General features: G+C 70.6%; 19 protein-coding genes and 1 tRNA gene. 9 read left to right on the top strand and 11 right to left on the bottom strand.

Annotation, left to right across the window (positions count from 1 at the left end):
- The first annotated feature begins 73 nt into the window (after window positions 1–73).
- Window positions 74–1,501 carry an MATE family efflux transporter gene (locus DEJ27_RS14760; RefSeq protein ID WP_111091287.1) on the top strand — a complete coding sequence of 476 codons (1,428 nt, stop codon included), beginning with the start codon at window positions 74–76 and terminating at the stop codon, window positions 1,499–1,501.
- A 183-nt stretch (window positions 1,502–1,684) separates the two neighbouring features.
- Here the strand turns inward: DEJ27_RS14760 and DEJ27_RS14755 are convergent, their stop codons facing one another.
- The 3 genes from DEJ27_RS14755 to argG form a co-directional block, all read right to left on the bottom strand.
- On the bottom strand, window positions 1,685–2,287 hold the full coding sequence (locus tag DEJ27_RS14755) for a copper resistance CopC family protein (RefSeq protein WP_111091286.1): 603 nt from the start codon (window positions 2,285–2,287) through the stop codon (window positions 1,685–1,687).
- 41 nt (window positions 2,288–2,328) lie between these two features.
- Entirely contained in the window at window positions 2,329–2,529 is a 201-nt protein-coding gene (locus DEJ27_RS14750; RefSeq protein ID WP_110862902.1) for a hypothetical protein, read from the bottom strand.
- 249 nt (window positions 2,530–2,778) lie between these two features.
- Entirely contained in the window at window positions 2,779–4,221 is a 1,443-nt protein-coding gene (gene argG / locus DEJ27_RS14745; protein ID WP_042540079.1) for an argininosuccinate synthase, read from the bottom strand.
- A 110-nt stretch (window positions 4,222–4,331) separates the two neighbouring features.
- On the opposite strand from argG, the gene DEJ27_RS14740 reads away from it, so the two are divergent.
- Complete coding sequence (locus DEJ27_RS14740; protein WP_110862901.1) at window positions 4,332–4,886, top strand: RNA polymerase sigma factor; 555 nt, start codon at window positions 4,332–4,334, stop codon at window positions 4,884–4,886.
- Window positions 4,883–5,785 carry a hypothetical protein gene (locus tag DEJ27_RS14735; protein WP_111091285.1) on the top strand — a complete coding sequence of 301 codons (903 nt, stop codon included), beginning with the start codon at window positions 4,883–4,885 and terminating at the stop codon, window positions 5,783–5,785. Before DEJ27_RS14740 ends, DEJ27_RS14735 begins: the two co-directional genes overlap by 4 nt.
- A gap of 163 nt (window positions 5,786–5,948) precedes the next feature.
- On the opposite strand, the gene DEJ27_RS14730 is transcribed toward DEJ27_RS14735, so the two are convergent.
- From DEJ27_RS14730 to DEJ27_RS14710, 5 genes are all read right to left on the bottom strand, one after another.
- A tRNA-Arg gene (locus DEJ27_RS14730) sits at window positions 5,949–6,023 on the bottom strand.
- Between the two features lie 13 nt (window positions 6,024–6,036).
- On the bottom strand, window positions 6,037–7,140 hold the full coding sequence (locus DEJ27_RS14725; RefSeq protein ID WP_111091284.1) for an epoxide hydrolase family protein: 1,104 nt from the start codon (window positions 7,138–7,140) through the stop codon (window positions 6,037–6,039).
- Between the two features lie 151 nt (window positions 7,141–7,291).
- Window positions 7,292–7,786, bottom strand: a complete 495-nt coding sequence (locus tag DEJ27_RS14720; protein WP_027466591.1) for an HNH endonuclease — start codon at window positions 7,784–7,786, stop codon at window positions 7,292–7,294.
- A 352-nt stretch (window positions 7,787–8,138) separates the two neighbouring features.
- The gene (locus tag DEJ27_RS18125; RefSeq protein WP_181430169.1) at window positions 8,139–9,125 is read right to left on the bottom strand and encodes a C40 family peptidase; all 987 of its coding nucleotides are present in this window, start codon (window positions 9,123–9,125) and stop codon (window positions 8,139–8,141) included.
- A 227-nt stretch (window positions 9,126–9,352) separates the two neighbouring features.
- Window positions 9,353–10,048, bottom strand: coding sequence for a metal-dependent transcriptional regulator (locus DEJ27_RS14710; RefSeq protein WP_027466592.1), 696 nt, complete (start codon window positions 10,046–10,048; stop codon window positions 9,353–9,355).
- Between the two features lie 184 nt (window positions 10,049–10,232).
- On the opposite strand from DEJ27_RS14710, the gene serC reads away from it, so the two are divergent.
- The gene (gene serC, locus DEJ27_RS14705) at window positions 10,233–11,348 is read left to right on the top strand and encodes a phosphoserine transaminase (protein WP_110862897.1); all 1,116 of its coding nucleotides are present in this window, start codon (window positions 10,233–10,235) and stop codon (window positions 11,346–11,348) included.
- 82 nt (window positions 11,349–11,430) lie between these two features.
- Here serC and DEJ27_RS14700 read toward each other — a convergent pair whose 3' ends face one another.
- Window positions 11,431–12,246: a DUF3027 domain-containing protein gene (locus tag DEJ27_RS14700; protein ID WP_110862896.1), complete on the bottom strand. Its 816-nt coding sequence runs from the start codon at window positions 12,244–12,246 to the stop codon at window positions 11,431–11,433.
- A gap of 4 nt (window positions 12,247–12,250) precedes the next feature.
- On the bottom strand, window positions 12,251–12,628 hold the full coding sequence (locus tag DEJ27_RS14695) for a cold-shock protein (protein ID WP_017888041.1): 378 nt from the start codon (window positions 12,626–12,628) through the stop codon (window positions 12,251–12,253).
- Window positions 12,629–12,683: 55 nt separating this feature from the next.
- Here DEJ27_RS14695 and DEJ27_RS14690 point away from each other — a divergent pair, with 55 nt between their 5' ends.
- The 5 genes from DEJ27_RS14690 to DEJ27_RS14670 all read left to right on the top strand — a co-directional run bounded on the left by DEJ27_RS14690 (window position 12,684) and on the right by DEJ27_RS14670 (window position 19,042).
- Complete coding sequence (locus tag DEJ27_RS14690) at window positions 12,684–12,983, top strand: hypothetical protein (protein WP_071244038.1); 300 nt, start codon at window positions 12,684–12,686, stop codon at window positions 12,981–12,983.
- A gap of 28 nt (window positions 12,984–13,011) precedes the next feature.
- Entirely contained in the window at window positions 13,012–14,778 is a 1,767-nt protein-coding gene (locus tag DEJ27_RS14685; RefSeq protein ID WP_111091282.1) for a helicase-associated domain-containing protein, read from the top strand.
- A gap of 46 nt (window positions 14,779–14,824) precedes the next feature.
- Window positions 14,825–16,522, top strand: a complete 1,698-nt coding sequence (locus DEJ27_RS14680) for a DNA repair helicase XPB (RefSeq protein WP_027466594.1) — start codon at window positions 14,825–14,827, stop codon at window positions 16,520–16,522.
- A 51-nt stretch (window positions 16,523–16,573) separates the two neighbouring features.
- Entirely contained in the window at window positions 16,574–17,269 is a 696-nt protein-coding gene (locus DEJ27_RS14675) for a response regulator transcription factor (RefSeq protein ID WP_017888045.1), read from the top strand.
- A 78-nt stretch (window positions 17,270–17,347) separates the two neighbouring features.
- On the top strand, window positions 17,348–19,042 hold the full coding sequence (locus DEJ27_RS14670) for a cell wall metabolism sensor histidine kinase WalK (protein WP_071244033.1): 1,695 nt from the start codon (window positions 17,348–17,350) through the stop codon (window positions 19,040–19,042).
- A 276-nt stretch (window positions 19,043–19,318) separates the two neighbouring features.
- Here DEJ27_RS14670 and DEJ27_RS14660 read toward each other — a convergent pair whose 3' ends face one another.
- Window positions 19,319–20,215: a hypothetical protein gene (locus DEJ27_RS14660; RefSeq protein WP_146238639.1), complete on the bottom strand. Its 897-nt coding sequence runs from the start codon at window positions 20,213–20,215 to the stop codon at window positions 19,319–19,321.
- Window positions 20,216–20,470 lie beyond the last annotated feature (255 nt).

Raw genomic sequence — 20,470 nt, 5'->3', positions numbered from 1 at the left:
ATCGGTCGCGTGCTCCCCCTGCCGTGCCGGCGTCCGTCGGCGCGCCCACCGTCATGCCCGGAAGGGAACCGTCATGTCCTCCACCACCACCGCTGCGGCGACGAACCGCTGGTACCTCTCCGCTGCCCCGATCGCCCGAGCCCTGGTGTACCTGTGCGTGCCGATGGCCGCCGCGATGGTCGTCAGCGCCCTGTACAACGTCATCAACGCGGGCTTCATCGGCGCCCAGCACGACACGTCCCTGCTCGCCGCGATCACCTTCGGCACGCCACTGCTCGGCCTCGTGATGGCCGTGGGCGGGGTGTACGGCGTCGGCGGCAGCGCGTTGATGTCCCGGTTGCTCGGAGCATCGGAACACGACCCCGACAAGGCGCGGGACATCAAGCACGTCGCCTCGTTCGCACTGTGGGGCGCGGTCGTGACCGGAGCCGTGCTCGGCGTCGTCGGACTCCTGCTGCTCCGCCCGCTGGTCGCCGTCCTCGGTGCCGACGCGGCAGCGGTCCCCGCCACGAGCGAGTACATCGCCGTGATGCTCGCGTTCGTCCCCGTCCTCGCCGCGTCCTTCGCGCTCGAGCAGATCGTCCGCTCCGAGGGCGCCGCGAGGCAGGCGATGATCGGCCTGGTCCTGTCCACGGTCGGCAACCTGGTGTTCGACGTCCTGTTCATCCTGGGGCTGCACTGGGGTGTCGGCGGCGCAGCACTCGCGGTGGGCCTGGCCAACGTGGTCTCGATCGCCTACTGGGTGACCTGGCTGCAGCGGAACAGCGAGAACGTCAGCTTCGCGCCGAAGTGGTTCACCCTGCGTGCGGACGTCCTGAAGCCCGTGTTCGGCATCGGCGTCGGCGAGCTGCTGCAGTCCGCGTTCCTCATCGTCACGACACTCGTCCTCAACAACCTCGCCGCCGCCTACGGTGACGACCCGCTGGCAGCGATGGGCGTCGCGGTCCGCATCGCCCAGGTGCCGGAGTTCCTGGTGATGGGCGTGACCATCGGCGTGCTGCCGCTGCTGGCCTACGCGTTCGGCGCGGGTGACGCCGATCGACTCCGCTCCGGCCTGCGCGCCGCGGCCCTCACCGTCGGCGGCATCGTGCTCGTCTTCTCCGGCACCGTGTTCGTGTTCCGCGAGCAGGTCTTCACCATCTTCTCCGGTGACCACTCGGTGCTCGCGATCGGCATGACGATCCTGACGGCACAGCTCGTCGCCGCCGTCGTCAACGGGTTCACGGGACTGCTCACCTCGCTGTTCCAGGCGACCGGGATGGTCATGCCCGCGATGGTGCTGTCGATGGCGCAGGGCGTGCTGTTCATCCCGATCGTGATCGCCGGCAACGTGTGGTTCGGGCTCGCCGGGATCATCTGGGCACTCACCGTCACCGAGGGCATCGTGTTCGTCGCCGCCGTCGTCCTCTGGCTGGCGACGCGGGGCCGCATCGCCCGAGGCCTGGCCGAGGGCAGCGCGGCACGCGCCGACGCCGCGCTGGAGGCCGCCCCCGTGGCGTGAGGCGCGTCGCCCCCGGCGTCACGCACCGCGTGCGGACGGGAGGCCCGGTGCGGTCCGGCACCGGGCCTCCCGTCCGTTGCGTGGTCGCGTGACGTGCGCCGCGTGCGCTTCGTGAGCAGGAACGGTCGGGCGCGCGCGTGCGACCCGACCTCTTCTGCTCACGAAGTGCGCGGCCCGCGCGCGCTACGCGCTGCGACCGCGCCGCAGCAGCAGCACGACGACCGCACCGGCCACCAGGACGGCTCCGGCGCCGAGGCCGATCCACACGCCCGGCGCGATGCCCGGCGGCGTCGACGGAGCACCGTCCGAAGCTCCGGTGGCCGTCGCGGTGGCACTCGGCGTCGGCGCACCGCTCGCCGCCGTCGGGGTCGGGGTGGCACTCGCGCTCGGGGTGGACACCGGCGCAGCGGCCCGGTACTCGAACGCGAGCCTGCCCTCGATCGGGTGGCCGTCCGGCGACACGTACCGCCAGAGCACCGTGTAGCTGCCCCGGTCGAGGTCGACCGCGCGGCGCATGGTCGTCCCGGAGACCGTCACGTCTCCCGTGGCGACGTCGGCGCCGGAGGCGTCCGTCACCTGGATCCGGAGTCCGGCGTCGAGGCCGGCGAGCGGCGCCTCGGAGAAGGTCAGGTCGACGGACTCGAGCGGTCCCGTGACGACCGCCCCGTCAGCCGGGGTACTGCTGGTCAGGGCCGAGTGGGCCGACGCGGGCTGGACGCCGACGAGCGTCAGCAGTCCCGCCACGACGATCGCCAGTGCCGCCGCGGCGGTTCGGGCTGTGCGCATGCGCAGACTCTACCGACGGTCGAGCGGCAGCCCGCTGGGGGTCAGAGCTGCTCGCCGAGGAAGTCCGCGTAGGTGGGCTCGTAGCGCGCTTCGCTGAAGCTGACGAGCTGGTGGCCGGTTCCTTCGAGCCGTTCGGCAACGAGGGCGGCGAGGTCTTCGGGGGAACGGAGGCCGTGGCGGTGCCAGGCGTTCTGGATGGTGGCGGTCATGACGACCAGCCCTTCGTTCGAGATGATGCGCATCTCGGATCCGCCCGGGTCGACCCGCTGTGCCAGACCTCACAGATCGTGAGGAGCATCGTGACGACGAGTCCCTGATGATTGACCCGGTACCTCCACGCTAGGTGTTGGGAGGCGTCGCGTCGAACGCAGTGCGCTTCTCGGCCGACCGGCCGACCGGCCGACCGCGGACGACGGACGGGAGGCCCGGTGCCAGCTGGCACCGGGCCTCCCGTCATTAGGGGGGCGCGCCCAGGGCGCGGGTCCGCTCGATCAGTCGGTGCCGGAGTCGAAGGCCGCGCCCTCGGAGGCGAGGTCCGTGCGACGACCCATCGCGTCCTCGGCGTCGGAGGCGACGATCGCGCCGCCGAGGATCTCCTCGGCCTCGCCCGCCTCGAGCTCGCCGACGAGCTCGGCCGTCGCGCCACCGATGAGGCCGGCGGCGGCGTACTGCTCGAGCCGCGAACGGGAGTCCGCGATGTCGAGGTTGCGCATGGTGAGCTGGCCGATGCGGTCGTCCGGGCCGAAGGCGGCGTCGCCGACGCGCTCCATCGACAGCTTGTCCGGGTGGTACGACAGCGCGGGGCCCGTGGTGTCGAGGATCGTGTAGTCGTCCCCGCGACGCAGGCGCAGCGTGACCTCGCCGGTGACGGCGGAGGCGACCCAGCGCTGCAGCGACTCGCGGAGCATGAGGGACTGCGGGTCGAGCCAGCGGCCCTCGTACATCAGACGACCGAGACGGCGACCCTCGTTGTGGTACGAGGCGACCGTGTCCTCGTTGTGGATCGCGTTGAGCAGGCGCTCGTAGGCGATGTGCAACAGCGCCATGCCCGGAGCCTCGTAGATGCCGCGGCTCTTCGCCTCGATGATGCGGTTCTCGATCTGGTCGGAGGCACCCAGGCCGTGCCGGCCACCGATGGCGTTCGCCTCGTAGACCAGGGCGACCGCGTCCGTGTACTCGACGCCGTTGATCGCGACGGGGCGACCGGCCTCGAACCGGACGCTGACGATCTCGGTCGCGACCTCGACGTCGTCACGCCAGGCGGCGACGCCCATGATGGGCTCGACGATGTCCAGGCCGCTCGACAGCTCTTCGAGGCTCTTCGCCTCGTGCGTCGCACCCCAGATGTTCGCGTCGGTCGAGTACGCCTTCTCGGTGGAGTCGCGGTACGGGAACCCGCGGGCGACGAGCCACTCGCTCATCTCCTTGCGGCCACCGAGCTCCTCGACGAACTCGGAATCGAGCCACGGCTTGTAGACGCGCAGGCGCGGGTTGGCCATGAGGCCGTAGCGGTAGAACCGCTCGATGTCGTTGCCCTTGTAGGTGGAGCCGTCGCCCCAGATGTCGACCCCGTCTTCCTTCATGGCGCGGACGAGCATCGTGCCCGTCACCGCGCGGCCGAGCGGCGTCGTGTTGAAGTACGTCTTGCCGCCGGAGCGGATGTGGAACGCACCGGTCTGCAGCGCGACCAGGCCCTCTTCGACCAGGGCGCTCTTCGCGTCGACCAGTCGGGCGATCTCCGCGCCGTACTCGTGGGCGCGGCTCGGGACGGCGTCGATGTCCGGCTCGTCGTACTGGCCGATGTCGGCCGTGTACGTGCAGGGGATCGCTCCCTTCTCGCGCATCCAGGCAACGGCGCAGGAGGTGTCGAGACCCCCTGAGAACGCGATGCCGACTCGTTCGCCGACGGGGAGACTGCTCAGGACCTTGGACACGGGGTCAATCGTACGGGGCCAGCAGGCTCCACTACCGTCCGGGGCGACGGTTGTGGAGAACTTGCCGCACAGAACCGGAACCGATCCTGGGCGACCGGACAATACAGGGCATGAACCAGATCACGGGGGACCGGTCCGACTGGGCCCTGGGCGTCGCCGGGGACGGCCGTGCCGTCGGTCGCCTCTTCGACCGGCACGCGGCGCGACTGCGTCGTCACGTCCGAGCGCTCGTCCCGACTCCGGACGACGCCGACGACGTGGTCGCCGTGGTGTTCCTCGAAGCCTGGCGGAAGCGGGACCGCGTCCGTTTCGTCGACGACTCGATGCTGCCGTGGCTCCTCGTCACGGCGACCAACACGGCGCACAACCTGACGCGGTCGTCTCGGCGCCACCGTTCGTTCCTCGGCAGGTTCCCGGTCGACGGTCCGGCACCCGACCCAGCGGACTCCTTCACCGACGCAGAGGCGGTGACCGCGCTCCGTGGTCTCCCGATCGCGGACCAGCGGGTCCTGTCCCTCTACGTGCTCGAGGGGTTGAGCGAGCGTGAGGCCGCGACCGTCCTCGGCGTCCCACCCGGCACCGTCAAGTCCCGGCTCCACCGTGCGAAGGCGCGGCTCCACAAGCAGTACTCGGCGACAGCGGAACCCCTCGGAGGCACACTGTGAACCACGACCAGATCTCCCCTCGTCTCGCAGCGATGCGCGACGCACTCGTCGCAGAGGTCGACGCGACCAGCGCCACCGGAGCGCCGCTCCGTCGACGTCGCCGACCGACCCGGGGCACGGTCCTCACGATCGCGGCGGCGTTCCTGGCGGGATCGGCCGTCACGGGCGGGATCACCGCGGCTGCCCTCCCGTCGAACGACCTGGACACCCCACTGGAGAGCGCCCTTGCGACCTCGACGCGCTACATGGTCGAGGATGCCAACCACGCCACGATCCTCGGGACTCCGGCCTTCGCGGTCACACAGGGCGACGGCTCGTTCTCGCTCGGTGCCCGCCCCGCGGGCGCCGACCGTGTGACGCTCACGTGGAAGTGCCTCGACCCAGGGACCTTCACCGTGGCCGTCGACGGGACGACCATCGACGGGCCCACCCGCTGCACCCCCGGCACGACCGGTGAGCATTGGAGCTTGTCCCCCGCGACCGGTTCCGGACACTCGGCAGCGACCATCAGCGTGACGGGCGGCGGCTCCGCCCGCTACGCCGTCTGGGCCTCGTGGGTCGAGTCTGCGCCGATCGCAGAACCCTCTGCCCAGCAGCGAGCCGAGCTCCGGGACGACCTGATCACCCTCGACGAGTACCGCGCGGCCTTCAACCGGCTCGAGGCTTGTCTCACGCAGGCGGGACACCCGATGGACGACGTCCCGCTCTCGTGGTTCGCGAACGGGTCCTGGACGAGCCGACCGGTGGGCACGGGCCCCTGGTACCTGTACTCGACGCCGGCCGAGGGCCTCGAGGTGTTCGACACCCAGTGCTACCCGCGGGAGTTTGGCCAGGTCGACGCGCTCTGGCAGGCGGAACACCCCATGCCGGAGGACCCGCCGGCCCAGCCGGTTGGATGATGCACCACGGCGCGGAGACTCCTGCGACCGAGGAAGGGAACGAGGTGACCACCGAAGCCTTCGACGTCCGGACGAATCGCAGCGACTCTCGGTCTTCGCCACCATGCTGGCCGCTGCTCGGGACCTGCCCGACCACGAACGACCCGAGACACTGGAATCCTGCTGGTGCCCCTGGAGGGACTCGAACCCCCAACCGTTTCCTTAGGACGGAACTGCTCTTCCATTGAGCTACAGAGGCTGGCCCGTCCACTCTAGCGGCGGAAGGGCCCCAGGAACGCGTGCAGTTCGTCGACGAACAGGTCGGGCTGCTCGAACGGCGCGAAGTGCCCACCGCGGTCGAGTTCGTGGTGGAACACGAGGTTCGTGGTGCGCTCGAGCCACTCCCGCGGCGCCGGCACGATGTCGCCGGGGAAGATCGAGAACCCGGACGGCACCTCGACCCGTCGTTCCAGCTGCTCTGCCGGGATCGCCGCGTTCGCGTGGTACATCCGCATCGCCGACCCGATCGTGGCGGTCGCCCAGTACTCGGTCAGCAGCGCGGGGACCTCATCGCGCGTGTAGACCGACCACAGGTCCCCGTCGCAGTCGCTCCACGCCCGGAGCTTCTCGACGATCCAGGCGGCGAGCCCCGCGGGTGAGTCGTTCAGCCCGACGGCCGCGGTCTGCGGCTTCGTCCGGTGCAGCATCGCGTAGGCACCCTCGGCGGTGCGCCATCGATCGGTCGCGGCGACGAACTCCCGCTCGGCCGCGGACAACGTCGACGCATCCAGCCCCGGCCAGGCGAGCCCGCCGTCGATGCGGTGCACGGCGACGACCCGGTCCGGGTGGTCGAGCGCCAGGTAGCGGGCGACGTGCGTGCCGATGTCGCCACCGGACACCGCGAACCGCTCGTACCCGAGGTCCGTCATCAGCGTCGCCCACATGTCGGCCACCCGCCGGGCGTCGAGCACCTGCGGCGGTGCATCCGAGAAGCCGTAGCCCGGCATGTCCGGCACGACGACGTCGTACCCGGCGTCGACGAGCATCGGCAGCACCTTGCGGTACCGCCACCCGGAGTCCGGCCAGCCGTGCGCGAGCAGGACCGGCAGGGCATCGGGCCGCGGGGCGCGGGCGTGCAGGACGTGGATGCCGATGCCGTCGACGACGACACGGCGCGAGGGCAGCGCGGCGAGCTCGGCACGGTGCGCGTCGAAGTCGAACCCGTCGGCCCAGTACTCGACGAGCGGGCGCAGGACGTCGAGGTCCACGCCGAGCGACCAGCCGATCCCGGCGGGCGCGTCCGGCCAGCGCGTGGCACGCAGCCGAGCGCGCAGGTCGTCGATGGTCGCGTCGTCGATGTGCGGTGTCTCGCCCATGCCGGCGACGCTAGTCAGCACCACCGACAGGCGGACTGGAGGCCCGTGGCGGCGTCACCACGGGCCTCCAGTCCGTCACATGGTGTGGAGCAACGGTCGGGTCGGCCTGATCGGCCCGACCATTGCTGCACACGAAACGCGGCGGCGGCCGCTACGCGGCCACGAGGTACTCGTCCCACTCCGCCTGCGGACGCTCGATGCCGCGCACGACCCACGAGGATCCGTGCGGCACCTTCGGCGGGAACCGGAGGCGCCACCCCATCTCCTGCGGGGTGCGGTCGCCCTTGGTGTTGTTGCAGGCCAGGCAGCAGGCGACGAGGTTCTCCCAGGAGTCCTGCCCACCGCGCGACCGCGGCTGCACGTGGTCGATGGTGGTGGCGTGCCGGCCGCAGTAGGCACAGTGGTTGCCGTCCCGACGCAGCACGCCGCGACGGGACACCGGCACGAGCCTGGAGTGCGGGATGCGCACGTAGCGGGTGAGGATGATGACGGACGGACGGTCGTAGCTCGACGTCGACCCGGTGACCGGGTGTTCGACGTCGGCGGCGACGATGGCGGCCTTCTGGTTCATGACCAGCACGAGGGCTCGTCGGAACGAGATCACCGCGAGGGGCTCGTAACCGGCGTTGAGGACGAGAGTGCGCATGGGTTCCCTTCCGACGTGCCTGGACGGCTTCCAGGCGCTGCGGGTGCGTCGGACCGACGACGCGAACGGGTGAGGACGACCTGTTCACACCCCTGGAACCACGAAGAGCACCACCCGGATGGGCAGTGCTCTCGTCATGCAGGGGCGTGCTCGTGCCCGCAGGCTGTGCTCGACCATATGTCGACGCGCGCGCGCCGACCCATGGTGCGGGTCGTGCGGAACATCGACATGAGGGTCTCCTGTTCGCGCCGGTGCGGACCGGTGCAGCGTCAGGTTAACCCAGAAACCGGCCCGGCACGAGGGTGCGCGGGCCGGTTCCGGTGAAGTTCACACGCCGGAAGGGCAGTGGTCGTCAGATGCCGAATCGGACGATGTGGTAGTCGCTGGTCCAGATCGGACGGATCTGCACGGAGCCACCGGGCTTCGGGGCGTCCATGATCATGCCGTTCCCCATGTAGAAGCCGTCGTGCGCCTCGTTGTTGAAGATGACGACGTCACCGGGCTGCGCCTCGGACTCGGGGATCGTGGCGCCGGCCTGGTCCTGCAGCGGCACCGAGTGCGCGAGGTTGATGCCGTACTGGGCGTACACGAACATGATGTAGCCCGAGCAGTCGAAGCCCGACGGGTCCGCGCCACCGAAGACGTACGGGGTGCCGATGTACTGCTTGGCGGTGGCGACCACGGCCGGCAGCGAGAACGGGGTGTCGGCGGCGGACGAGCTGGCCGCGTACTCGGCGGCGGTGGGCCCGGTGTACGAGGAGTACTGCTTCGCGGTCGCGGCGCGGGCGGTCTGGGTCTGCTCGGACTGCTCGGCGACTTCCTTCGCTGCGGCGGCCTGGTCAGCGGCGGCCTGCTTGGCGGCCTTCTCGGCGTCGAGCGTCGCGGTGGAGGTCGCGCCGTAGCCGTCACGGCTCGTGTCGGCCAGCGCCACGGCGTCGGAGACCGACAGCTCCTGGCTCTGCGTGGCACGGGCCTGCCGCTGGGCGTCGGCGACGGCGGTCGAGTTGGTGGAGGTCGTCGCGGCGAAGGCCGGGGCGACCGCGACGGTTCCGAACATGCCGGCGGCCACGGTGAGGACGACCGGCGCGAGGAACTTGCGCTTGCGCGACGACGAGCTGGCCTTGGCGGTGTTCGCTGCGGCCGCGGCCTGCGCGGCACGACGACCACCGGGCAGCGGGGCGGAGCGCACCGGCACGACCTTGCGGACCGGGCGGCCCTCGGTCTCGCGCACGGCCCGCCGGGTGAGCGGGGCGGTGGTGGCGTTCTCGGTGTTCGTCGGGTTCGCGGGCGTCTGGTCGTCCGCGGCGGTACCGGTCTGCGTCAAGAGGTGGGTCTCCAACGTCTCGTCATCACGCCGCCGTGGGTGTCCGGCGATGTGCAACCCCATCCGTTCGTCATCGTTTCCGATCGAGGCAGGAGACGGGTTCGAGACGTCCTGCCACGGGTCTCCGGCTCAGGGGCAGCGCGGCGACTCGGACGAGTGTACGGAGGCGTCGTTACCGTGTCGAGACCAAACGCCCCGTGGGTAACGAAACGGTAAAGACTCTCAGGGACGACCAGGAACGGTCAGTCCCGCTCGATGTAGACGTGCTGCGCGACCTCGATGGGCAGCTCGATGCCCGAGTCCTCGCCCTCGACGCGGACCGCGACGTAGGCACCCGCGCGCTGCACGCTCGCCATGCGCCCGGGCATGACCCCGGCGGTGCGGAGCTGGTGCAGGAGCTCCGGCTCGAACTGCACCGGCTCGCCCAGGCGTCGGACGACCCCGGTCGTGACGGCGTCGGTGCCCTCGGTCGCGGCGACGATGTTCTGGACGCCGTCGAGGAACCCGGCGGCCGCGGGGCCTCCGATCTCGGCCAGTCCGGGGATCGGGTTGCCGTAGGGCGACTCGGTCGGGTTGCCGAGCATCTCGAGCAGGCGGACCTCGACCTGCTCGCTCATGACGTGCTCCCACCGGCAGGCCTCGTCGTGCACGAAGGCCCAGTCGAGCCCGATGACGTCGGCCAGCAGGCGTTCGGCCAGACGGTGCTTGCGCATCACGTGGGTGGCGCGGGAACGACCTTCGTCGGTGAGCTCCAGGTGCCGGTCGCCGGAGACGACGACCAGGCCGTCGCGCTCCATGCGGGCGATGGTCTGTGAGACCGTCGGGCCCGAGTGTCCGAGGCGCTCGGAGATGCGCGCGCGCAGCGGCACGATCGCCTCTTCCTCGAGGTCGAGGATGGTGCGAAGGTACATCTCCGTGGTGTCGACGAGATCGGTCACGGTCCGCCTCTCATGTCTGGGCCCAGCGCCGACCACACTACTTGTTCGCACCGACGAACACCGACCGGCGCCCGGACGCACGTGAGAAAGGGTCATCCGACGCGGTGGACGAGCGGGCCGAACCCTCCCCGTCCGGCCGGTACACGGGCTCGGGCAGGCGGATCGTCGTCGTTAGGATCGGTGCATGGCAGACATCGTCATCCCGGCCGAACTCCTCCCCACCGACGGTCGCTTCGGCTGCGGACCGTCGAAGATCCGCGGCGCACAGCTCGAGTCCCTCGTGACGCGCGGCGCCACGATCCTCGGCACCTCGCACCGCCAGAAGCCCGTCAAGGACCTGGTCGGCAGCGTCCGCTCCGGCCTCGCCGACCTGTTCCAGATCCCCGAGGGCTACGAGGTCGTCCTCGGCAACGGCGGCTCGACCGCGTTCTGGGACGCCGCCGCGTTCGGCCTCATCGAGCGCCGTGCCGAGAACCTGTCCTTCGGCGAGTTCGGGTCGAAGTTCGCCAAGGCCGCAGCGGCCCCGTGGCTCGAGGCCCCGCACGTCGTCGAGGCACCGGGCGGCTCCCTCGCCGCACTCGAGCCGGTGGAGGGCGTGGACGTCTACGCCTACCCGCACAACGAGACCTCGACCGGCGTCATGGCCCCGGTCGTCCGCGCGACCGGTGACGCCGGCGCCCTCACCGTCGTCGACGCGACCAGCGCCGCCGGTGGTGCCCTGTTCGACGTCAGCGCCACCGACGTCTACTACTTCGCCCCGCAGAAGAACTTCGCCTCGGACGGCGGGCTCTGGCTCGCGCTGCTCTCCCCCGCCGCGATCGAGCGGATCGAGCGCATCGCCGCCTCCGACCGGTACATCCCGGAGTTCCTGTCGCTCAAGAACGCCGTCGACAACTCGCGCCTGAACCAGACCCTGAACACCCCGGCGATCTCCACACTGCTGCTCCTCGACGAGCAGGTGCGGTGGATGAACGAGTCCGGGGGCCTGGCGTGGGCGGACCTGCGAACCAAGACCTCGTCGTCGACGATCTACGACTGGGCCGAGGCCAGCGACTGGGCGACCCCGTTCGTCACCGACCCCGCCGCTCGCTCCCAGGTCGTCGCCACGATCGACCTCGACGACTCGATCGACGCCAAGGCCGTGGCCGCGACCCTGCGCGCGAACGGCATCGTCGACACCGAGCCGTACCGGAAGCTCGGCCGCAACCAGCTGCGCGTCGCGACGTTCACCGCGATCGACCCGGACGACGTGGCGAAGCTCGTGCGAGCGATCGACTTCACGATCGACGCCCTGCGCTGACGTCGGGGACACCCGCCGGAACGAGGACGGGCCCGGCACCACCGGATCGGTGGTGCCGGGCCCGTTCGTCGGTCCGGGTGGGTCAGGCGCGGTGGAAGCCCGGGTCGGCCTCGCCGGCGTCGAGCTGGTCGACCTCGAGATCGGCGTCCGGCTCGAACGGCTGCACGCGGCGGGCACGGCGACGACGGGGCGGTTGCGGGGCCTCGTCCTCGGTGTCGGTGTCGGTGTCGCTCACATCGGCGAGCGCATCGACGTCCACACCCTCGATGTCGTCGTCGTCCGACTCGTCGAGGTCGTCCTCGTCGGCGTCGAACTCGTCATCGTCGTCGTCGTCCGACTCGTCATCGTCCTCGTCGTCATCCGAGTCGTCGTAGTCGTCGTCCTCGTCCGAGTCCTCGTCGTCCGACTCGTCGTCGTCTTCGTCGTCTTCGTCGTCTTCGTCGTCTTCGTCGTCTTCCGACTCGTCGTCGTAGTCCTCGTCGTCGGAGTCCTCGTCCGACGCGTCCTCGGCACCGTCCGCACCCTCGTGCTCCTGCGCGGCCCGGTACTCGGCCAGTCGCTCGGACCACGGCACCCACTCGGGCGCCACGAGCGAGCCGTCCCCTGGCATCAGCTCGACCTCGAGCACGGTCGGCTCGTCGTCGCCGACCTTGGCGACGCTGACGGTCCACCGCCACCCGGGGTAGCCGGGCAGCCGGTTGGCGAACAGGACGGACACGACGCCGTCCCCTTCGTCCACCGTGCCGACGGGCGCGCCGACGGTCGACTCCGGGGTGACCTCGAGCAACGCCTCGCGCGCCAGGTCGGTGTAGTCGATGGACGCTGCGTCGATGGACGCTGCGTCGATGGACGCCGCGTCGGGAGCCGTCTCGGCCCCTGCTGTCTCGGACTCGGTCATGGGGTCACGCCTCCAACTGGTCTGCGACGTGCCGCAGGATGGCGGCGATGCGATCGCCGTTCTTCGGGTAGCGGCCGTGGCGGAGGTCTCCGCTGATCCGGTCGAGTTCCTTCACCAGGTCCTCGACGATCACGGCCATGTCGTCCGCGGAGCGACGGGTCATCCGCGACAGCGACGGCTGGGGCTCGAGCAGCCGCACGGACAACGCCTGCGACCCCTTCTTGCCCTGGACGACGCCGTACTCCAGCCGCGTGCCGGCCTTGACGGTCACGACGCCGTCGGGCAGCGAGGACGCGTGCAGGAACACCTGGTCGCCGTCGTCTCCGGTGATGAAGCCGAAGCCCTTGTCGTCGTCGTAGAACTTGACCTTGCCGGTGGGCATGCGTGGACTCCTCGAGGTCGTGGTACGGCCGTGGTGCGTCGGATATCCTGGGTCGATGGCCAAGCCGACCCGATCAACCGGGAACCCGCAGGACTCCGCAGAACCCCCGGTGACGTTCAATCGTACCGAACGCGCTCTGGCGTTCATGATCGGTGGGATCATCATCCTCGGCCTGCTCTGCTTCGTCGCGATGATCATCATGTGGCTCACCGCGCCTGCCGCCCAGGGTGCGATGCCGTGGCCGGTGGTCATGGCGATCCCGCTGTTCGGCTTCCCGATCGCCATGGTGCTGGTCTTCACGCTCCTCGGCATCACCTGGACACGTCGCGCACGAGCGAACCGGACGGCTCGCTGACGTCCGCCCCGGACGCTGGCACCGGACGATGACGACCACCGCCGATCTCGCCGCCCGACTCCGGGCGATGCCGGACGATGCGCTCGAGCGCCTCGTCGCGGCGAGGCGACTCCCCACCGCTGCACTCGCCGAGACCGGCCCGCAGCGCATCACCGACTTCTTCGACCTGGCCGAGGCGCTCCGCAGCGACGACGCCGTGGACGCCGCCGTCGAGCACCTGCCGCGCGCGACGATCCTCGCGCTGCGGGACGGCGGTGCCGTCGACGCGCTCGGCCCCGCGATCGAACTCGGCCTCACCGACGAGGACGGCGCGGTCGACGACGCGGTCGCCGCACGCGTGGCCGCCCACCCCGACCTCACCTCGCTCGACGAGCAGCCTGGAGGCCCGGAGCAGGTCCGCCCCGCTGCTCCCGCCCTCGACGCCGCGGCGCTCGAGCGTGCGCGCACCACCGGCGCGGAGCAGGCGTTCGCCACGATGACCGTGCTCGCCGAGCTGCTGCGGGCGGTCGACGCCGGCGCGGTCCGCGAACTCGTCAAGGGCGGTATCGGCATGCCGCTCGCCCGCACCCTCGCCGAGCGCATCGGCACCGACGCCGAGCTCGTCGCCGGTCGCCTGGCGCTGCTCGACGGCATCGGGTTCGCCGACCCCGACACCGGACGCTGGATCGTCACCGACGCCGGACACGCCTGGTTGCTCGCCGGCTGGCCGGAGCGCTGGGTGTCGCTGGTGGCCGCGTGGTCGGACACGCTCCCGCCCGCCGTGCACCAGGTGCTCGAGCTGGCCGACGGGGACCTGCGCGACCTCGTGCCGCTCGGGCGTTGGGCGTACCCGGCGGGGTCCCGCTGGCTCGACGCCCTGCTGCTCGACGTCGCCGGCACCGCGGCGTCGCTCGGCCTGGCGGTCGACGGCATCGTCACGAGCACCGGTCGGGCGCTCCTCGACGGCGACGCCGAGCAGGCCGCCGACGACCTGCCGGGCACCGTCGAGCGGGTCTACCTGCAGCACGACCTCACCGTCATCGCACCGGGGCCGCTCGCGCCGGTGGACGACGACGCCCTGCGCACCGTCGCTGTCCTCGAGGCACCGGGGCTCGCGGCGCGCTACCGCATCTCCGAGGACACCCTGCGCGCGGCGTTCCGGGCCGGGCACTCCCGCGACGACCTGCTGTCCCTGCTCGGACGGCTGTCGGCCACCGGGATCCCGCAGCCCCTCGCCTACCTGATCGACCAGGTGGCCGGACGCGACGGCAGCATCGTCGTCGACCGGGGGCCGGGCGGCGTCGGGACCGAGGTCCGCGGCACCGCCGACCAGCTGGACCTCGTCGGGGTGGACGCCGAGCTCCGGCAGCTCGCGTGGGAGCGGCCCGACCTGACGACACTGACCACGCGCTACCCGCCGCACGTCGTGCACACCGCACTCGAGGACCAGCGCTACCCGGCCGTCCTGACGACCGCAGCCCGCCCCGAGGCGCACCACGGGCCTCCCGGCCGGCGCAGCCCCACCGGGCGCTCGCCGGAACAGTCGGCGCACGCACTCGTCGAACGGCTCCGCCTGACGACGCAGCGCGGCGACGCGGAGCCGGAGCAGGAGTGGCTCGGTCGGCAGATCGACCTGGCCGTGCGCGGACGCACGCCGATCCGCGTGACCGTCCGGATGCCGGACGGCTCGGAGCGACCGTTCTCGATCGTGCCGACCTCGGTCGCGGCAGGACGCGTCCGCGGGCGGGACACGGCCGTCGACGTCGAACGCACCCTGCCGCTGTCGCTCGTCGTGTCGGTCGAGAGCGACGCCTGAGCCGCGGTCACCCGCGCGCAGGTGCCGACGGCTAGGCTGGCAGGTCATGAACGGACCGCTGATCGTGCAGAGCGACCGCACCGTGCTCCTCGAGGTCGCGCACCCCGACGCCGAGGACGCACGCCACGAGCTCGCCGCCTTCGCCGAGCTCGAACGCGCTCCCGAGCACGTGCACACCTACCGGATCACCCGCCTCGGACTCTGGAACGCGCGCGCCGCGGGCCACGACGCCGAGGCGATGATCGACACCCTGGAACGCTTCGCGAAGTTCCCCGTGCCGCAGAGCGTCACGGTCGACATCCGCGACACGGTCTCGCGCTACGGACGGCTCGTCATCCGTCGCGAGGAACGGCCCGACGCTCCCGTGATCGCGAACTCCCCCACCGAGGAACTCGAGCGGCTGCCGCTCCTGCTGCTCACCGCCGAGGACCCGTCGGTGCTGGCCGAGGTCATCCGGTCGAAGCGCATCAAGCCGTTGCTCGGTGACATGCGGTCCTCGACCGAGGTCGAGCTGCAGCCGTGGGCGCGGGGGCAGATCAAGCAGGAGCTCGTGAAGCTCGGCTGGCCGGCGGAGGACCTGGCGGGCTACACCCCTGGCCAGCCGCACCCGATCGACCTGGACACGGCCGAGTGGCACATGCGGCCGTACCAGGAGCAGGCCGTCGACACGTTCTTCGCCCAGGGCTCCGGCGTCGTCGTCCTGCCCTGTGGTGCGGGCAAGACGCTCGTCGGCGCCGGGGCGATGGCGACCGTCAAGGCGACCACGCTCATCCTCGTGACGAACACCGTCTCGGCGCGGCAGTGGCGCACCGAGCTCCTCAAGCGCACGACCCTGACGCCGGAGGACATCGGCGAGTACTCGGGCAGCGTCAAGGAGATCCGGCCGGTCACGATCGCGACCTACCAGATCCTCACCGCCCGCCGGAAGGGCGAATACACGCACCTGTCGCTCCTCGATGCCCTCGACTGGGGCCTCATCGTCTACGACGAGGTGCACCTGCTGCCCGCGCCGGTGTTCAAGCTGACCGCGGACCTGCAGGCCCGCCGGCGCCTGGGCCTCACGGCGACGCTCGTGCGCGAGGACGGCCGCGAGGGCGACGTCTTCTCGCTCATCGGGCCGAAGCGGTACGACGCCCCGTGGAAGGAGATCGAGGCGCAGGGCTACATCTCGCCGGCCTCCTGCTACGAGGTCCGCATCGACCTGCCGCACCAGGACCGCCTGGAGTACGCGGCGTCGAGCGACGACGAGCGCTACCGGCTCGCCGCGACGTCCCCGGCCAAGACCCCGGTGGTGCGGGAACTCATCGAGAAGCACCGCGGGGAGCAGATCCTGGTGATCGGGCAGTACATCGACCAGCTCGACGAACTGGCTGCGTCGCTCGACGCCGCGGAGATCACGGGGGCGACCCCGGTCGACGAACGGGAGCGGCTGTACGACGCGTTCCGGTCCGGCGAGGTCGACGTGCTCGTCGTCTCGAAGGTCGCGAACTTCTCGATCGACCTGCCCGACGCGACCGTCGCCATCCAGGTCTCCGGCTCGTTCGGGTCGCGGCAGGAAGAAGCGCAGCGACTCGGCCGGCTCCTCCGCCCGAACAAGGACGGCCTGCCCGCGTCGTTCTACACGCTCGTGGCCCGGGACACCGTCGACCAGGACTTCGCGCAGAACCGGCAGCGGTTCCTGGCGGAGCAGGGCTACTCCTACACGATCCTGGATGCCGATCAGGTCCAGACGCCCGTGGGCTGACGCACGAACCGCTCTCAGGAAACCCCGAGGGAACAGTCAGAAGATAGGACCATGAGCGATGGCCCCAAGATCCTGATCGTCGACGACGAGCCGAACATCCGCGACCTCCTGACGACCTCGTTGCGCTTCGCCGGCTTCGCCGTGCGTGCGGTGGGCAACGGGGCACAGGCGATCTCCGCCGTGCTGGAAGAAGAGCCGGACCTCATCATCCTCGACGTGATGCTGCCCGACATGAACGGCTTCGGCGTGACCAAGCGCCTGCGTTCCTCGGGCTACACCTCGCCGATCCTGTTCCTGACGGCGAAGGACGACACCGAGGACAAGATCACCGGCCTCACCGTCGGCGGCGACGACTACGTCACCAAGCCGTTCTCGCTCGACGAGATCGTCGCCCGCATCAAGGCCATCCTCCGTCGCACCATGAACGACGAGGAAGACGCGATCATCCGCGCCGGCGAGCTCACGATGGACCAGGACACCCACGAGGTCACGATCGGCGACGCGCAGATCGAGCTCTCGCCCACCGAGTTCAAGCTGCTCCGCTACCTCATGCTCAACCCGAACCGCGTGCTGTCCAAGGCGCAGATCCTCGACCACGTGTGGGAGTACGACTTCAACGGCGACGCTGGGATCGTCGAGAGCTACATCTCGTACCTGCGCCGCAAGCTCGACCAGTACTCCGCCGAGCCGATCATCCAGACCAAGCGCGGCTTCGGGTACATGCTGAAGGCGTCCAAGGCTTCGTAGGGCCGGAGCCCCGCGGGGCTCGACTTCACGGCGGTCGTCCGGTTTCACCGGGCGGCCGCTGTCTATCGTTGGGGCAGCATGCACACGCGAATGAACCACTGGTGGGACGGGATCTCCCTGCGCACCAAGATCACCGGGATCACGGTGCTCCTCGTCGCGCTCGGATTGCTCGTCGCCGGACTCGGCACGATGACGGTGCTGTCCACCTACCTCATGCAGCAGCTCGACAACACGGTCAAGCAGACGACCGAGCAGCTCGAGGGCCAGAACATCAGTGACGGCGAGCAGTACTGCAAGCTGTCCGTCGTGGTGTCGCAGAGCGCCTACGTCGCCGCGTACGACGCCGACGGCGACCGGATCTGCCAGACGAAGGCGTCGAGCCGACCTGACGTCCGTGAAGCCACCCTGGTCGAGGCCTCGCAGTCGAACCAGCGCATCTCGCTCTACGACAGCCAGCACAACCACGAGTGGCGCGCCCAGATCATCCCGGCGTCCCTGCAGAACCAGTCCGACGGCACCACCGAGACCGGCTACGTGCTCATCGCCGTCTCCAGTGCCGGCACCGACGAGACGATCGGCAAGTTCACCGCGATCTTCCTCGGGTTCGGTGCCTCGGTCATCCTGCTCGGCGCCATGCTCACCCGTCTGCTCGTCACCGCGACCTTCGACCCGCTGCGCGACGTCGAGGACACCGCTGCCCGGTTCGCCGCGGGTGACTTCAACCAGCGCCTCGAAGCCGACACCCCGAACACCGAGGTCGGCCGACTCAACCGCTCCCTCAACGTCATGCTCGAGCGGATCGACTCCGCGTTCGAGGACCGTGAGCGCACCATCGCCCAGATGCGTCGGTTCGTCGGGGACGCCTCGCACGAGCTCCGCACGCCGCTGGTGTCCCTGCGCGGGTACGCCGAGCTGTACCGGATGGGTGCCCTGCGCAAGGAAGAGGACGTCGCCCAGGCGATGGAGCGCATCGAGAAGGAAGCGCAGCGGATGGGCCTGCTCGTGCAGGACCTGCTGCAGCTCGCCCGTATCGACGAGTCGAAGCCGCTCGAGCTCGGCCCGGTGGACCTCGTCGCCATCGCACGTGACTCGGCGCTCGACACGATGGCCTCCAACCCCGACCGCGAGATCCAGGTCCTCGTCGAGGACTCCCTGACCGGTGAGAGCGTGCCCCAGGCCGTCCGTCCGTCGGCGTCGTCGTCCATCGGCTCCCCGGACTCCGGCGAAGCACCGCCCGTGTCGCCCACCTCGGCGAACACCACCGGGCCGATCGCGTTCTCACGCCAGACCATCGCCCGACTCCGAGCCCGTCGCACCCGCGCCATGAACATCGACGCCGGTGCCGCGCCGACCGACGAGACCACGCCGCTGCCCACGGTCGTGCTCCCGAAGCGCCCGCCGATCGTCCTGGCGGAAGAGAACAAGATCCGCCAGATCGTCACGAACCTGATGGGCAACGCCATGCGGTTCACGGCGAACGACGACCCGATCGAGATCGGCATCGGCGTGGACGACGAGCGCGGCATGGCACACCTCGACGTGATCGACCACGGTGAAGGCATCCCGCCGCAGCTGCGCGAGAAGATCTTCCAGCGCTTCTGGCGTGCGGACACGTCCCGTGCCCGGGACACCGGCGGCTCGGGCCTCGGGCTCGCCATCGTGTCCGGCATCGTCGCGGCGCACCACGGCTCCGTCGAGGTCTTCGACACCGAGGGCGGCGGCGCCACCTTCCGCGTCTGGCTCCCCCTGCTCCCCCGCGACTTCTCCGCCTGACCCGCGCGGGCCGTACGGCCCGCGGCGCCCCGGGCGTCCAGGGCGTCCCGGGTGTCGCGTCCCGCGGCGTCCAGGGCGTCCAGGGCGTCCAAGGCGTCCAGGGCGTCCCGCCCCGCGGCGTCCCGGGCGGTCACAACACCCCGTTCGAGGCCGCCGAGTGGTCACGATCTGTCGTCCACGAGCTCGCTGACCGACAGTTCGTGACCGGCCGGCGCACAGCCGACGACATGTCATGACCGCCCGGCGACGAGATCTTCAGCGTGGCGATCACGGCCGTCACGCTGACCGCCGACGACTTCCGACCGCTCGGACCTCGAACGCCTGGCGGAGTCGCTCGAACAACACCGCGGGTCGGTGCGCGTCCGATGCCGTTGCGTGGATCACGAGCCAGTCGTTCACCACGAACCCGTTGTCCCGTCGTTGATCGTGTCGAAAGGTGTCGCGCTCGCGGTGGTGATCGCCGTCGTACTCCAACGCGATGCCGAACTCCGACCACGCCATGTCGACGCGGCCGAGGAACCGCCCCGCACCGTCGTGCACGTCGATGTTCAGCTCCGGCTCCGGGAACCCCGCTTCGACCACTGCCAGCCGGAGCCAGGTCTCCTGCGGCGACTCCGCCCCGGCCCGGACGAGGTCCAGCGCGCGCCGAGCAGCGAGCGCGAATCGTGTGCCGGGGCGGATCGACGCACGGAGGTCGTCCACCGTCGCCAGCCCGGCTGGTCCGACCAGGTGGTCCCCGATCGCGACCAGCGCGTCACGTGCGAGCACGCCGGCGCACTCGAACCACATCTGTGCAGGGACACTGACCAGGAACCCGCGGTGTTCGACGGTCCTCGGCCGGTCCAGGCGGTGCGCGGCCACGCCGGGCCGACGCATCCGGCAACCGTCCCTCGTGGTCGAGACGTGCACCGGCCCGACCGAGCGCACCGACTGCGGCAGTGGCGCACCCCAGATCGCGGCGGCGGTCGTGTGACTGAAGAACTGGTCGGGACGCATGACCAGGGCGACGGCGTCGATGAAGTCCACCGAGTCGATCGGGGCACGCACACCGTGGACCGGGGCTGCCAGGTCGGCGCGTCGGAGTCGTTCCGGATCGATGCCGTGCCCCACTGCATCGGCCACACGGAAGGTGGATCGGTCGAACGGAGCAGGGAGGCGACGGGGAGCTGGCATGCCGTCATGGTCGTTGCGGGGCACCCGAGCCGACCACGCACGGTCGGAACCTGTGGAGAACGAGGTGAGCCGGGCCTCCTGTGCGGGAGAGACGACCCCAGACACGCGCAAGCCGCACGCACGAGCCGGCCACGACTCCCCGCTCCTGCGCCGGCCAACGGTCACGATGCGTCGACTGGAGCGGGCTGAGTCGACGATTCGTGACCGCTCGGCGGAACTGAGCGGGGTGTTGTGACCTCCCGCCCGGCCCCACCC

It is taken from the genome of Curtobacterium sp. MCPF17_018, assembly GCF_003234135.1.
GTDB lineage: Bacteria > Actinomycetota > Actinomycetes > Actinomycetales > Microbacteriaceae > Curtobacterium > Curtobacterium flaccumfaciens.
The sequence above is the reverse complement of the archived record's forward strand: the minus strand, read 5'-3'. Positions and strand labels throughout refer to the sequence as shown.

Coding starts and splice junctions, on each gene's coding strand:
- DEJ27_RS14760 (WP_111091287.1), top strand. CDS start 74: ATGTCCTCCACCACCACCGCTGCGGCGACGAACCGCTGGTACCTCTCC.
- DEJ27_RS14755 (WP_111091286.1), bottom strand. CDS start 2,287: ATGCGCACAGCCCGAACCGCCGCGGCGGCACTGGCGATCGTCGTGGCG.
- DEJ27_RS14750 (WP_110862902.1), bottom strand. CDS start 2,529: ATGCGCATCATCTCGAACGAAGGGCTGGTCGTCATGACCGCCACCATC.
- DEJ27_RS14740 (WP_110862901.1), top strand. CDS start 4,332: ATGAACCAGATCACGGGGGACCGGTCCGACTGGGCCCTGGGCGTCGCC.
- DEJ27_RS14725 (WP_111091284.1), bottom strand. CDS start 7,140: ATGGGCGAGACACCGCACATCGACGACGCGACCATCGACGACCTGCGC.
- DEJ27_RS14720 (WP_027466591.1), bottom strand. CDS start 7,786: ATGCGCACTCTCGTCCTCAACGCCGGTTACGAGCCCCTCGCGGTGATC.
- serC (WP_110862897.1), top strand. CDS start 10,233: ATGGCAGACATCGTCATCCCGGCCGAACTCCTCCCCACCGACGGTCGC.
- DEJ27_RS14700 (WP_110862896.1), bottom strand. CDS start 12,246: ATGACCGAGTCCGAGACAGCAGGGGCCGAGACGGCTCCCGACGCGGCG.
- DEJ27_RS14695 (WP_017888041.1), bottom strand. CDS start 12,628: ATGCCCACCGGCAAGGTCAAGTTCTACGACGACGACAAGGGCTTCGGC.
- DEJ27_RS14690 (WP_071244038.1), top strand. CDS start 12,684: ATGGCCAAGCCGACCCGATCAACCGGGAACCCGCAGGACTCCGCAGAA.
- DEJ27_RS14685 (WP_111091282.1), top strand. CDS start 13,012: ATGACGACCACCGCCGATCTCGCCGCCCGACTCCGGGCGATGCCGGAC.
- DEJ27_RS14680 (WP_027466594.1), top strand. CDS start 14,825: ATGAACGGACCGCTGATCGTGCAGAGCGACCGCACCGTGCTCCTCGAG.
- DEJ27_RS14675 (WP_017888045.1), top strand. CDS start 16,574: ATGAGCGATGGCCCCAAGATCCTGATCGTCGACGACGAGCCGAACATC.
- DEJ27_RS14670 (WP_071244033.1), top strand. CDS start 17,348: ATGCACACGCGAATGAACCACTGGTGGGACGGGATCTCCCTGCGCACC.
- DEJ27_RS14660 (WP_146238639.1), bottom strand. CDS start 20,215: ATGCCAGCTCCCCGTCGCCTCCCTGCTCCGTTCGACCGATCCACCTTC.